The organism is Ruegeria sp. BG10 (assembly GCF_056538575.1).
This window is the reverse complement of the sequence record NZ_JBQFTI010000001.1, coordinates 498,015-511,994: the sequence shown is the minus strand read 5'-3', so window position 1 is coordinate 511,994 and position 13,980 is coordinate 498,015. Positions and strand designations below refer to the sequence as shown.

Annotated in this window: 10 protein-coding genes; 6 read left to right on the top strand and 4 right to left on the bottom strand. The window is 59.9% G+C overall.

Translation table 11 applies throughout. The annotated features are described in order from the left end of the window. The first annotated feature begins 2 nt into the window (after positions 1-2). Positions 3-2,243 carry a xanthine dehydrogenase family protein molybdopterin-binding subunit gene (locus ACR0D8_RS02485; RefSeq protein WP_480644396.1) on the top strand — a complete coding sequence of 747 codons (2,241 nt, stop codon included), beginning with the start codon at positions 3-5 and terminating at the stop codon, positions 2,241-2,243. Between the two features lie 46 nt (positions 2,244-2,289). On the opposite strand, the gene ACR0D8_RS02480 is transcribed toward ACR0D8_RS02485, so the two are convergent. The 3 genes from ACR0D8_RS02480 to ACR0D8_RS02470 all read right to left on the bottom strand — a co-directional run bounded on the left by ACR0D8_RS02480 (position 2,290) and on the right by ACR0D8_RS02470 (position 5,888). Next, positions 2,290-3,069, bottom strand: coding sequence for a gamma-glutamyl-gamma-aminobutyrate hydrolase family protein (locus ACR0D8_RS02480; RefSeq protein WP_480644394.1), 780 nt, complete (start codon positions 3,067-3,069; stop codon positions 2,290-2,292). A 230-nt stretch (positions 3,070-3,299) separates the two neighbouring features. Further along, the gene (locus tag ACR0D8_RS02475; protein ID WP_480644392.1) at positions 3,300-3,725 is read right to left on the bottom strand and encodes a GlcG/HbpS family heme-binding protein; all 426 of its coding nucleotides are present in this window, start codon (positions 3,723-3,725) and stop codon (positions 3,300-3,302) included. 30 nt (positions 3,726-3,755) lie between these two features. Continuing rightward, positions 3,756-5,888, bottom strand: a complete 2,133-nt coding sequence (locus tag ACR0D8_RS02470) for a malate synthase G (RefSeq protein WP_480644390.1) — start codon at positions 5,886-5,888, stop codon at positions 3,756-3,758. 207 nt (positions 5,889-6,095) lie between these two features. Here ACR0D8_RS02470 and pepN point away from each other — a divergent pair, with 207 nt between their 5' ends. From pepN to gatB, 4 genes are all read left to right on the top strand, one after another. Then, positions 6,096-8,648 (top strand): aminopeptidase N, encoded by a 2,553-nt coding sequence (gene pepN, locus ACR0D8_RS02465; RefSeq protein WP_480644389.1) that lies wholly within the window; start codon positions 6,096-6,098, stop codon positions 8,646-8,648. Further along, positions 8,645-9,073: a hypothetical protein gene (locus tag ACR0D8_RS02460; protein ID WP_480644388.1), complete on the top strand. Its 429-nt coding sequence runs from the start codon at positions 8,645-8,647 to the stop codon at positions 9,071-9,073. Before pepN ends, ACR0D8_RS02460 begins: the two co-directional genes overlap by 4 nt. A 133-nt stretch (positions 9,074-9,206) precedes the next feature. Then, on the top strand, positions 9,207-10,466 hold the full coding sequence (locus ACR0D8_RS02455) for a hypothetical protein (RefSeq protein ID WP_480644387.1): 1,260 nt from the start codon (positions 9,207-9,209) through the stop codon (positions 10,464-10,466). Between the two features lie 70 nt (positions 10,467-10,536). After that, positions 10,537-12,048 carry an Asp-tRNA(Asn)/Glu-tRNA(Gln) amidotransferase subunit GatB gene (gene gatB / locus ACR0D8_RS02450; protein WP_480644386.1) on the top strand — a complete coding sequence of 504 codons (1,512 nt, stop codon included), beginning with the start codon at positions 10,537-10,539 and terminating at the stop codon, positions 12,046-12,048. Between the two features lie 139 nt (positions 12,049-12,187). Here the strand turns inward: gatB and ACR0D8_RS02445 are convergent, their stop codons facing one another. Further along, positions 12,188-13,324, bottom strand: a complete 1,137-nt coding sequence (locus tag ACR0D8_RS02445; RefSeq protein ID WP_480644385.1) for a calcium-binding protein — start codon at positions 13,322-13,324, stop codon at positions 12,188-12,190. A 206-nt stretch (positions 13,325-13,530) separates the two neighbouring features. On the opposite strand from ACR0D8_RS02445, the gene ACR0D8_RS02440 reads away from it, so the two are divergent. Continuing rightward, positions 13,531-13,941 carry a DUF4177 domain-containing protein gene (locus tag ACR0D8_RS02440; RefSeq protein WP_480644384.1) on the top strand — a complete coding sequence of 137 codons (411 nt, stop codon included), beginning with the start codon at positions 13,531-13,533 and terminating at the stop codon, positions 13,939-13,941. Positions 13,942-13,980 lie beyond the last annotated feature (39 nt).

Genomic DNA, 13,980 nt, shown 5'->3' with positions numbered 1-13,980 from the left:
CAATGGCATCCGTTGGTAAAATCCTCCGTCGTACGTTCCTGATCGGTTCAGCCGCCATTGTTGGCGGTGTGGCGTTTGGCGCCTATTACGTCAGCCGGCCTGCGAGAAACCCGCTGAAACCCGGTGACGGCGAAGCCGCGCTCAGCCCGTTTGTTCTGATCGACCAGAACGGTGTCACCCTGTTCGCCCCGCGGGCCGAGATGGGACAGGGCGTTCAAACGACTTGGGCCGCGCTGATTGCCGAAGAACTGGATGTGGATCTGGATCAGATCAACGTTCTGCACGGACCTGCGGCTGCCGCCTATTACAACTCAGCCCTGATGGGAGAAGGTCTGCCCAACAAGGGCTATGACATCTCCAATTTCCAGCACAATCTGGGCCAGGCGCTGGGTGTGGTCGGCAAGGTTCTGAGCCTTCAGGTCACCGGCGGCTCGACATCGATGAAGGACGGGTTCGAGCGGATGCGACAGGCCGGAGCTTCCGCGCGCGAGACGCTGAAACGCGCGGCGGCGGACAGGCTGGGTGTTGATCCCTCACAGCTGCAAACCGCGTCCGGTCATGTCATTACCCCCAATGGCGACAAGATCGCCTATTCCGACCTTGCGATGGACGCGGCCAAGCTCGACGCGGTGGAGGTGCCGCTGCGTGATCCGTCCGAATGGCGTTATCTGGGACGAACACTACCGCGTCTGGACATGGTCGGCAAAGCCACCGGCACGGCCGAGTTTGGCGTCGATGTGCGCCTGCCCGACATGAAATTCGCCAGCGTTCGGATGAACCCCAGGTTGGGCGGCGTCATGAATGGCTATGACGACAGTGCCGCCAGGGATATGCCCGGTGTTGAAAAGATCGTCGATCTGGGCACAGGGGTCGCGGTTGTCGCAAGCAACACCTGGCTGGCCAATCAGGCAGTCGAGGCGATTGAAGTGGATTGGGGCGAAGCCCCGTACCCGCCCGAGACCGACGCCGTTTTCGCCCGGATCGCCGAGGCGTTCGATGACGCGCCCAACTCGACCATGCGGGACGATGGGGATGTCAGTGTTTTGCCCGAAGGCGCCACTGAAATTTCGGCCGAGTATCAGGTGCCCTATCTGGCCCACGCCACTATGGAGCCAATGAATGCGACCGCCCTGTTCACAGGCAATGCGCTGGAACTTTGGTGCGGCAACCAGGCCCCGACGCTGATCCAGATGCGGGTGGCCAATGTCGCCAATCTGGACACCGATGCGGTTGAGATCCACACCACCTATCTTGGCGGCGGCTTCGGTCGCCGGGGTGAGCTGGACTTTGGCGAGATTGCTACCAAAGTCGCCATGGCCATGCCCGGCATTCCGGTCCAGACGACCTGGAGCCGCGAAGAAGACATGCGGCACGACTATTACCGCCCCGGCGCGATTGCCCGGATGCGGGGCGCAGTCAAGGATGGCAAGGCCGTTCTGATCGACGGTCAGGTCGCCGCGCAATCCTGCACCCAGCAGGCTGTCACGCGGTACACGGGGCTGCCGCCGGCGGGGCCCGATAAGGTGCTGGTCGAAGGGTTCTTTAACCAACCCTATGCCGTCCCGAACTATCGGATGAGCGGTCATATCGCCGATCTGGACATTCCCGTCGGGTTCTGGCGGTCAGTCGGCAACAGCCATAACGGGTTCTTCCATGAGACGTTCATGGACGAACTGGCCCATGCGGCCGGGCGCGATCCGCTTGACTTCCGGCTGGAACTGGCCAGATCCGAACACGCCCCCTCGGCGGGCTGTCTGGAAGCTGTGCGCGAGATGTCGGGCTGGACGGGTCAGACCCCGGCGGGCGTCGGGCGCGGCGTCGCCCTGACCTACAGCTTCGGCACGCCGGTGGCGCAGGTCATCGAGGTCGTGGACGAAGACGGCACCATCCGTATCAACAAGGCGTGGATCGCCTGCGACATGGGGCTTGCGCTGGACCCCGAAAACGTCAAGGCGCAGATGTTCGGTGGCATGATGTACGGCCTTTCCGCGGCCTGCTTCGGAGAGATCACCTTTTCCGATGGCGAAGTCGAGCAGTTCAACTTCCCCGATTACGACGCCGTACGGATGCACACCGCCCCCGAAGTCGAGGTCCGCGTGTTGGAAACCAACCGCCATATGGGCGGCGCGGGGGAACCCGGCACGCCTCCCTCGATGCCGGCACTGGGCAATGCCCTGTTCGATCTCACCGGCGAACGGGCGCGGACACTGCCTCTGATCAATCAGTTTAACCTGCTGGTCTGATCACGGCGCGCCGATCCGGTTCTTCTCTCCCGGATCGGCGCGCGTTTTAAGCGGATTGCTGAATCAACCCCGCTGACGAGCCTGTCGACCAGGCACGCACCGCAGCGCCAAACGCCTGGAACAGCGGGCGTGAAACCGGATCGTTGACGGCATCCCATTCCGGGTGCCATTGCACCGAGAGCGTAAAGCCGGGCGCATCTTTCACATAGATCGCCTCGGGCGTGCCATCAGGGGCGTGGCCGTCGATGACGATCCGCTGCCCAACGGACTTGATCCCCTGCCCATGCAGCGTGTTCGTCATGACCTCGGGCGCGCCCATCAGACAGTGAAACACGCCCCCCTCTGTCAGCGTCACCACATGCCGAAGGGCAAATTTTTCTTCCAGCGTACCATCAGGCGGCATTCGGTGGTTCATGCGGCCCGGCAGATCCCGGATTTCGGGGTAGAGCGTGCCGCCCATCGCCACGTTGACCTCCTGAAATCCCCGGCAGATGCCAAAAAACGGCTGACCCCGTTCGACACAGGCCCGCACCAGCGGCAGGGTGATCGCGTCGCGCGCGCGGTCGAACTCGCCATGGGCATCGGTTGCCGATTCGCCGTACTCTTCGGGATGCACGTTCGGCCGCCCGCCTGTCAGCAGAAAACCGTCGCAAACTTCCAGCAATTCCTCGACGCTCACGTAGCGCGGGTCCGCCGGGATCAAGAGCGGCAGGCAGCCCGAGACATTGGCGACCGCGTCCGAATTCATCGTCCCACCGGCATGGGTCGGATATTGATCGTTCATCAGGTATGAGTTGCCGATGATACCGACGACAGGTCGAGACATTCTGTTTTCCTAAATCGTTACGCAAGCTTTCAGAAAAACTATCGGCAGCGCGAATAGCGCGCAATAGCACAAGCCCTGCGTGTCAGCGCAAGTTCTTGTTCAACGCTGCACAATCCGCAGGTTGCCTGCGAATTGTAGCATTGTCCTGACCCAAGCTCGATTTTGCGTCAGCGCGTGAACGGTCCGCCTGTGTCGGTGAGCCGCCCGGGGTTCTGCAATATCCGAGAGGATCAGACTTCGCCGGTCAGACCGGCACCTTCGATCCCGGCCATCGCCGCCACGGCATCGTTGTCCGAAGTGTCGCCGGTTACGCCGACGGCCCCGATCACCTCGCCCTTTTTGTCGCGCAGCAGCACGCCGCCGGGCACCGGAACAACCTGACCGCCGTAAACACCGTTCACGGCGGCCATGAAATAAGCTTGCGCCTCGGCCCTTTGCATCTGTGCGGTACCAGCCATCCCCAGCATGACCGAGCCATAGGCCTTGCCCTGAGCTATCGCGAACCGGCCCGGTGCCGCGCCGTCCTCACGTTCAAACGCAATAACGTGGCCGCCCGCGTCCAGAACGACAACGGAAAGGGGTTTCAGTTCCATCTCGCGGCCTTTTTCAAGCGCCTTTCGAATGATGGTGCGGGCTTTGCGGAGGGAAACTGCCATGTCGTGTCCTGTCGTTCTGTTTGATCGGGTTTAAAGGCTGGACTTCAGTTCCAGCCGGCGGGCGTGCAGAACCGGCTCGGTATAACCTGACGGCTGCACACGGCCTTTGAATACCAGATCGCAGGCGGCCTGGAACGCAATACCGTCAAAGCCCGGAGGCATCGGCCGATATGCCGGGTCGTCCTGGTTCTGTCGGTCCACGACCGCCGCCATCTTTTGCATCGCGGCCATCACCTGCCCTTCGGTGACAATGTCATGGTGCAGCCAGTTGGCCAGGGCCTGCGACGAAATCCGGCAGGTCGCGCGGTCTTCCATCAGGCCGATATCGTTCAGGTCCGGCACTTTCGAACACCCCACGCCCTGATCGACCCAGCGCACGACATAACCCAGAATACCCTGAGCGTTGTTCTCAATCTCGCGCGCGATCTCCTCATCGCTGAGGTTGCGACCGCCCAGCAGCGGCAAAGTCAGCAGGTCGTCCAGAGTGGCGCGGGCTCCACAAGCGGCCAGTTCGTCCTGGCGGGCCAGCACATCGACTTTGTGGTAATGGGTTGCGTGCAGGGTTGCGGCCGTCGGCGACGGAACCCAGGCGCAGGTCGCGCCGGATTGCGGATGGCCGATCTTGGCTGCAAGCATATCGCCCATTCGATCCGGCATCGCCCACATGCCCTTGCCGATCTGCGCCCTGCCCTTCAGGCCGCAGGTCAGGCCGATATCCACATTGCGGTCCTCATAAGACGTGATCCAGGGCGTCACTTTCATGTCACCTTTGGGCAGCATCGGACCCGCTTCGATCGAGGTGTGAATCTCGTCCCCCGTCCGATCCAGAAAGCCGGTATTGATGAAGGCCACGCGCGATTTCGCGGCGCGGATGCATTCCTTGAGGTTGGCCGAGGTGCGGCGTTCCTCATCCATGATGCCCAGTTTCACAGTGTTGCGCGGCAGGCCGAGGATGACCTCGACCATGTCGAAAATCTCGACGGAAAAGGCGACCTCTTCCGGGCCGTGCATCTTGGGCTTCACCACATAGACCGACCCTGTGACCGAGTTTCCGCCGTCACGCTGAAGGTCGTGCATGGCGATCAGCGTGGTGCAGAGCGCGTCCATCAGACCTTCGCCGATCTCGTTGCCGTCGGCGTCCAGAACGGCGGGGTTGGTCATCAGATGGCCCACATTGCGCACCAGCATCAGCGAGCGACCTTTCAGCGTGGCCTGGTCGCCGCCTGCGGTGATGTAGTCCACGTCGCCCGCAAGTTTGCGGGTGAAGGTGCGGCCGCCTTTGGTGACCTCTTCGGTCAGGTCACCTTTCATCAGGCCCAGCCAGTTGCCGTAGGCCACAACCTTATCTTCGGCATCGACACAGGCGACCGAATCTTCGCAGTCCATGATCGTGGACAGGGCGGATTCCAGAATGACGTCCGCGATGCCTGCCGGGTCGGCAGCGCCGATATCGCTGGTCGGGTCAATCACAACTTTGATGTGCAATCCGTTGTTCTTGAGCAGAACGAATTCCGGACTGTCTGCCGCGCCGCCAAAGCCAACAAACTTCGACACATCGGCCAATCCGGGGATCAGCACACCATTTTCAACGCGCAGCGCGGCGGCATTCGCCCACGAGCCTTCCGCAAGTGGCACGGCGTCATCCAGAAAGGCCTTGGCCCAGGCGATGACCCGTGCGCCGCGGGCAGGGTCGTACCCTGCTCCGTCCGGCATATCGCCCATCGCATCGGTTCCATAAAGCGCATCGTACAGGCTGCCCCAACGGGCATTGGCCGCGTTCAGGGCGAACCGGGCGTTGGTGATGGGCACAACCAGTTGCGGGCCGGGTATCGCCGCGATCTCGGGATCGACATTGGCCGTCTCGATCTTGAAGTCAGCGCCTTCGTCAACCAGATAGCCAATTTCCCGCAGGAATGACTGGTAGGCTTCGGCGTCATGCGCCTGACCTGCGCGCTCAAGGTGCCAGGCGTCGATCTGCCCCTGAAGCTGTTGCCGTCTGGCCAGGAAATCCCGATTCTTCGGACCCAGCTCGGTGACCATCCGCGACAGACCATCCCAGAACGCGCCTGCTGAAACGCCGGTTCCGGGCAAAGCCCGGCCCTCGATGAACTCGGCCAGAATGGTATCGACCTGAAGTCCGCTGCGCGTCTGTCTGCTGCTCATGATGTGTTTCCCGTGTATGTACGCCACTGTATGCAGCCTGCATTTAGGCCGAAAGTTTCCGATAGGCAACTTGCGCTGCAGGGCCGCCGCAAAAGAACCGGTCCGAATTTTCGAGTTACCCCTTTTCCGGGTCCGGACCACACTGCTTGCAGCCCGGCGCCGCAGCCCATAACGTCGCGCCAGACACGAACCGATGCGAGGCCCCCGATGCGTGATGCCGCCCCCACCACGATCTATCTGAAAGACTACACGCCGTTTGGTTATCTGGTTGACAGCGTGCACCTGACCTTCGATCTGGCTGATCACGCCACCCGCGTCACCTCGCGCATCGCTTTCCGCCCGAACCCAGAGGCCACCGACCGCACCTTTTTTCTGCATGGCGAAGACCTGACCCTGATCCGCGCGGTCGTCGACGGGACGGAAATTTCGCCCGAGGTCACCGACAAAGGGCTGACGGCGGACGTCCCGGACGCGCCCTTTATCTGGGAAGCTGTGGTCGAGATTGACCCCGGAAACAACACCGCGCTTGAGGGGCTTTACATGTCCAACGGCATGTATTGCACTCAGTGCGAGGCGGAAGGATTCCGCAAGATCACCTATTACCCCGACCGCCCCGATGTGATGTCGACCTTCACCGTGCGCATCAATGGCGACTTGCCGGTGCTGTTGTCCAACGGCAACCCCACGGGCAAGGGCGAAGGCTGGGCCGAATGGACCGATCCCTGGCCCAAACCGGCCTATCTGTTTGCTCTGGTCGCGGGTGATTTGATCGCCCATCCCGACCGGTTCACCACCATGTCGGGCCGCGATGTCGAACTGAACCTCTGGGTCCGTCCGGGCGATGAAGGCAAATGCGCCTTTGGGATGGAGGCGCTGAAGAAGTCGATGAAATGGGACGAAGACGTCTATGGCCGCGAATACGATCTGGACGTGTTCAACATCGTGGCCGTCGATGATTTCAACATGGGCGCGATGGAGAACAAGGGGCTGAACATCTTCAACTCCTCTGCTGTGCTGGCCAGCCCCGAAACCTCGACCGATGCGAATTTCGAACGCATCGAGGCGATCATCGCGCATGAATATTTCCACAACTGGACCGGCAACCGGATCACCTGCCGCGACTGGTTCCAGCTGTGTCTGAAAGAGGGTCTGACCGTTTTCCGGGATGCGCAGTTCACGTCCGACATGCGGTCGGCTTCGGTGAAACGCATCCACGATGCTATTGACCTGCGCGCGCGGCAGTTCCCCGAAGATAACGGCCCCCTGTCCCACCCTGTCCGCCCGGAAAGCTTTCAGGAAATCAACAACTTCTACACCGCGACCGTCTATGAAAAAGGCGCCGAAGTGATCGGCATGCTGAAACGGTTGGTGGGCGACGATGCCTATGCACAAGCGCTTGATCTGTATTTTGACCGGCATGACGGGCAGGCCTGCACCATCGAAGACTGGATCAAAGTGTTCGAGGACACCACAGGCCGCGACCTAAGCCAGTTCAAACGTTGGTACAGCCAGTCGGGCACGCCCCGCGTTTCGGTTACCGATGATTGGGCCGATGACACCTACACCCTGACCCTTTCGCAGCGCACTGAACCGACACCGGGTCAAACGGATAAGCTGCCGCAGGTCATCCCGGTCGCCGTCGGCCTGTTGGGACCAAACGGTGACGAGGTGCGCGCCACTGAGGTTCTGGAATTGACCCAAGCCGAACAAAGCTTTGCTTTCAGCGGCTTGGCGGCCAGACCCGTCGTCTCGATCCTGCGCGACTTTTCGGCACCGGTGATTCTGGAGCATGATCACTCGAATGCCGAACGCGCCTTTTTGCTGGCGCATGACACCGATCCCTTCAATCGTTGGCAGGCCGGACGGTCACTGGCGCAGGATACTTTGCTGCGGATGATCCGGGATGATGCGTCTCCGGATGCCGATTATCTGGACGGTATTCTGGCGGTATTGCGCGACGGCGACCTTGACCCTGCTTACCGCGCGCTGATGCTGGGCCTGCCGTCCCAATCCGAGCTGGCCGCCGAGTTGTTTGAGCGCGGCGAAACCCCCGACCCCATGGAGATCTGGCAGGCGGTCGAAACATTGCGGCAGGCGACCGCACAGCACGTGCAGGACCTGCTGCCTCGTTTGCACAGTGAAACCCTGATCGACGCGCCCTACAGCCCCGACGCCGCGCAGGCCGGCAAGCGGGCACTTGGCGGTGCGGCATTGTTCCTGACAACCCGGCTTGATGGCGGTGCCAAGGCAACGGCCGAGTACGCTGCGGCCGACAACATGACCCGCCAACTGACCGCCCTGTCCTGTCTTTTGCGCGCCCGCAAGGGCGAGGCTGAACTGACCGCGTTTTACGATCAGTGGCAGCATGATCGTCTTGTGATGGACAAGTGGTTTGGGCTGCAGGTGTCCATGGCTGCGCCCGAAGTGACCGCAAATACAGCGAAAACGTTGACCGAGCACGCGGATTTCAACTGGAAAAACCCGAACCGTTTCCGTGCGGTCATGGGGTCGCTGGCGATGAACCATGCCGGGTTCCACAGCGCAGACGGGGCCGGTTACGCGCTGTTGGCAGACTGGCTGATCCGGCTGGACCCGGTCAATCCGCAAACCACCGCACGGATGTGTTCCGCCTTCCAGACCTGGAAAAGGTATGATGCGGACCGACAGGATCTGATCCGCGCGCAGCTGACCCGCATCGCCGACACACCGAATTTGTCGCGTGACACAACGGAAATGGTGACCCGCATAATCGGCGCATGACACCGTACACATTCACCCGCCGGAACAGGTCACCGCGCGCCATCGCAATCGTTGCTGGCGTCTATGCGGCATTGATTGCGCTTGTGGTTCTGTTTGACGCGGCGTGGTGGATCGTGGGGTTTCTGGCCTTGGCCACTTTGCCTGCCTTGTGGGATATCGCGCGAAACACCAGTGCCGGGCTGAGCCTTGATCAGGACGGGCTGCAATGGTTTTCCGGTACGCGCCGCGCCCGTGTCAGCCTTGCCGAAATCGACCATTTCCGCTTTGATACGCGCTGGGACTTTTCGGTTCGTGTGTCGCTAGTCCTGCAGTCTGACAAACGGATTCGGCTGCCGGATGAATCAGTTCCGCCCCACAAAGATTTCGAAAAGGTCCTGCAAGCGGCCGGGTTTCGCGTCGTTCGACATCATTTTACCGTTTTCTGAAACAATCCACCCCAATCGTGATCATTGACACTCAGTTCGCACCGAGTTCTCTGCAAAAAGCTTGAATTTGAGGTGAGTTTCATCCACCCTTTCAAAGCAGCGTACCAGTTTTTTTGCGGTTTCGAGTTTTACCATGTTTCGGTTTTTCAGGGCGCGTCTTGCCCGACCTTCTTCCCATTCTTTTCAGGCCACGCCCGAGATTTGCGCGGCTGATCGGGCAGTTGCCGCTGCGTTGCCCGACAAGGGGCAGCTGAATATTCCTGTGGCGACGGTCAGCGCTGAGGACCTGGTCGGACGGGACGTGATCGAACAGGGCCGAACGCTGGCCAGACAGGACCGTTGGGAGGAACTGTCGAAACAGATGCGGGCCGCAGACGAAGGGCGCAAGACTGCCCCCGACGGGATGCCGATCGCCGACCTGCTGGCCTTTGGGGCGCGGTCCGATGTGGTTCTGGCCGCTGAGCACGCCCTGTCTGATGGAACCGCTTTGTCCGACTATGATCTGCTGTGCGGCATTTCCGAGTTGGAAGATGAAATGCGCGAATACCCCGATGATCCGATGATCGCGCTGGTTGTCGCGCTGGCACATATCGACTTGGCCTGGGCCTGGCGCGGCACTGCGACACACGCGACCCTGCCGCCGCTGCACCGGTCGCGCTGTGCCGCTCATTTCGACAGGGCTGCGGCGCTGTTGCCAGGTTGCCGGAAGGCGGCACCTGACAGCCCTCTGGTCGCGGCGACGGGCTGTGCCCTGCTGGCCGGGCAGCGTAAATCGAACCTGCGCGTGGCCGACGAATATGAACGCCTGATCACGCTGGATCCGCAAAACCAGCGCCACATGCGGGCGATGGGAACGCACCTGCTGCCCCGCTGGTTCGGCAGCTATGAAGAGCTTGAGGTCCAGGCCCTTCGCAACGCGGCGAGGACCCGCGATACCTGGGGTGCCGGCGGCTATACCTGGGTACAGTTCGATGCCATCGCGCTGGATGAAGAGGCCTGTGCGCGGCTGGATGTGGAATACTTCCTGGAAGGCCTGCACGACATCCTGCACCGTCGCCCCGACCAGCAGACCGTCAATATGCTGTCGGCCTATTGCGCCATCACGATCCAGAATGGGCATGGCCTGAACGACAGGGCTGATCTGACACGCGGCCAGATACACGAGGCGGCAAACTGGCTGATCCGCGACCACATGACAGAACTGCACCCGCTGATCTGGGCGCATGCGGCCAACGGATTCAACAACTCGGTCCGCATTAACTCGCCCGAGCGCTTCGCCGCGCGTGGTCAGCGCGATGCGCTGCGCGCCATCGGCGATCTGTTCAGGGAAGAACTGCGCAGCGGTATGGACGTGACCTTTACACCCGCTGGCCTGCGCCTATCCGAGCACTGATTTCCCCTTGCCCCTTTGGCGCCGCGCGCCTAATACGCAGGCTCAGACTTCTGCGGAAATGAGGCGCGCCATGCTCGACCTGACATACGAAATGCCCAAACCCAAAACCATTGCCGGGGCCAAGCACGATTGGGAACTGGTTATCGGGATGGAGGTGCACGCTCAGGTCTCATCCAACGCCAAACTTTTCTCGGGCGCATCGACCCAATTCGGGGCCGAGCCGAACGCGAATGTGGCCTTTGTGGACGCGGCGATGCCGGGAATGCTGCCGGTGATCAACGAGTACTGCGTTGAGCAAGCGGTGCGGACTGGTCTGGGCCTGAAGGCGGATATCAATCTGAAATCGGCATTCGACCGCAAGAATTATTTCTATCCCGACCTGCCGCAGGGTTATCAGATTTCCCAGCTCTATCATCCCATCGTGGGCGAGGGTGAAGTGCTAGTCGAAATGGGCGACGGAACTGCGCGTATGGTCCGGATCGAACGCATCCACATGGAGCAGGACGCGGGCAAGTCCATCCACGATATGGACCCGCATATGTCCTTCGTCGACCTGAACCGTACCGGTGTCTGCCTGATGGAAATCGTCAGCCGCCCCGACATTCGTGGCCCCGAAGAGGCAGCGGCCTATATCGCCAAGCTGCGTCAGATCATGCGCTATCTGGGCACCTGCGACGGCAACATGCAGAACGGCAACCTGCGGGCGGACGTGAACGTCTCGATCTGTTTGCCGGGTGCGTATGAGAAGTATCAGGAAACGCAGGATTTCTCGCATCTGGGCACCCGCTGCGAGATCAAGAACATGAACTCGATGCGGTTCATCCAGCAGGCAATCGAGGTCGAAGCCCGCCGTCAGATCGCCATCGTCGAAGGTGGTGGTACGGTGGATCAGGAGACCCGCCTGTACGACCCGGACAAGGGTGAAACCCGTTCGATGCGGTCCAAGGAAGAGGCGCACGACTATCGTTACTTCCCCGACCCCGACCTGCTGCCGCTTGAGATCGAGCAGGCATGGGTGGACGACATCGCCGCCAAGCTGCCGGAACTGCCCGACGACAAGAAAGCGCGGTTCATCGGCGAGTTTGGCCTGACCGACTATGACGCATCTGTACTGACCGCCGAGGTGGAATCGGCCGCCTATTTCGAAGAAGTCGCCAAGGGTCGCAGCGGCAAGCTGGCAGCAAACTGGGTGATAAACGAACTGTTTGGGCGCCTCAAGAAAGAAGACCACGACATTACCGAGTCGCCTGTGTCTCCGGCTCAGCTGGCGGGCATCATTGACCTGATTTCGTCGGATGCAATTTCGGGCAAGATCGCCAAGGACCTGTTTGAAATCGTCTATACCGAAGGCGGTGATCCCGCGCAGATCGTTGAAGACCGCGGCATGAAGCAGGTCACCGACACCGGCGCGATCGAAGCTGCGCTGGACGAGATCATTGCTGCCAACCCGGCGCAGGTCGAAAAGGCCAAGGTGAACCCGAAACTGGCCGGATGGTTTGTCGGTCAGGTAATGAAAGCCACCGGTGGCAAAGCCAACCCAAAAGCTGTGAACGAACTGGTCAGCAAGAAGTTGGGATCGTAAACCGAACAATCTGTACTGGCCCCTATGAGGTATTTGTACAAATCGCATACCTAAGCAAACACAAACTGCGCCGCACTATTAGGCGCGGTTACTCAGTCTCGGCCTCTCTTGGCGCTGAACAAGAAAACGCCAAATAAAATCAGAGTATAAAGTCGCTCTGTGTCAGGTCGAATATTCCGGTCAATTGAATCTGGAAATCAGCTGATCCGTCACCATCAACGTCTCCGCTGACAATTGTGAGTCCATTTGCAGCGAGCTTTACAAATCGCAATTCGCCTTCGGTACCCGAGAAACCGGATTCCCCAATAAACGTAAATGCCTGGTCTGAAGGTTGCGACGTTGCATCAATTCCGGAAAGGTCAATCACGTCCTCTCCTGACACAAAATCTTGAATAACGTCCCGGTTTTGCCCTCCGACACCGGAGTCATTTACGTTCTTAAAAATGAACTCATCTGCACCGGTGTTACCAGACAGGATATCTCGTCCAGCACCGCCTTCGATGGTGTCATCGCCAGAACCACCATTCAGTGTATCATTTCCCGAGCCGCCGTTTAGCGTATCGTTGTTCGCCCCGCCAAGCAAAGTGTCCACACCACCGCCACCGGACAGAGTGTCGTTTCCGAGCCCCCCGTTGAGTCGGTCTTTTCCTGCGCCACCGATCAAATGGTCCGAACCGGTCCCTCCAATCAGCAGGTCGTTGCCAGCCCCGCCATTAAGATGGTCGTTTCCACCCTCACCAAAAAGCCTGTCGTTGCCAGCGTTGCCAAACAGTCTGTCTCCGCCACCCTGGCCAAACAGCCGGTCGGCACCGCCATTGCCAAAAAGACTATCCTGACCAGCGCCGCCGCGAACCAGATCATTCCCGGTGCCCGCGTTCACTCTGTCGTCACCAGCGCCAGCGTTTACCGTATCATGTCCGGCAAATGACCGGATGTTGTCATCAAACCGCGAGCCTGTAAAAAAGTCGTTCTTTGCAAGAACGATTGCTGCCGCTCTCAGGAAATTAGCCTGAATTTCTATTGCGTTATAGACCGCTGCAGCATTGGCTCCGATTCCGGAAACTTCATATTCTTTTTGCCCGCCCGAAAATTCCGTAATTTTGTTAAGAGTGCCAAATACTGCACCTGCCGCGTTATAACTGAAAGTCCCTTCGTAAATCGTTTTTCGAAATCCATCCGAAATGACAATTCTGTTTGAATTAGCAACCAGAACGTTTCCAAACCAAACTGACGTATTCGGCATATCCACACCGCGAAAAGCCCGAACTGTGGCCATCACACACCCCCGCACACAAAAAGACACAAATAGAACGTTAATAAATAGACCCAGTAATTTTCCGCGTGTCAATAAATTCGAATATTCGAAGACATTGTCGCAACCCTCTCAACCCGACCATTCGTGACCGGCATACCGGTGTTTGAGCCTATGGTGTTTAAGGCGAACGTTGCTGTAAGCTGCGAAAAAATGACCGAGGCCAGAGCATGAACCGTTTTGAATACAAAGTTGTCCCCGCCCCGCAAAAAGGTACCAAGGCCAAGGGCGTGAAAACGGCCGAGGGCCGGTTTGCCGCCTCGGTTGAACAGGTTTTGAATCAGATGGGCCAAGATGGCTGGGAATATCAGCGCGCCGAATTGCTGCCCAGCGAAGAACGTGCGGGCCTGACCGGCTCGACCGTGAACTGGCGCAATGTTCTGGTGTTCCGGCGCGAGGTTGAAGTTGCCGTAGCACCGGCACACGAGCCGGTTGAAGACAGCGACGACGTGCCCATTGCGCAGCCGGTGCCGGGACCGGAAGAAGTGCAGGCCCCCGCGCCGATTTCGGAAGAGGTCAAGGACCCGCCCTTGACCCTGACCCGCCCGGACCTGCCCGAAACGAACAAAGAGCAGACCTAACTACTTCGTCCGGCTTCCGAACGCTCGGATGCGGGCAGG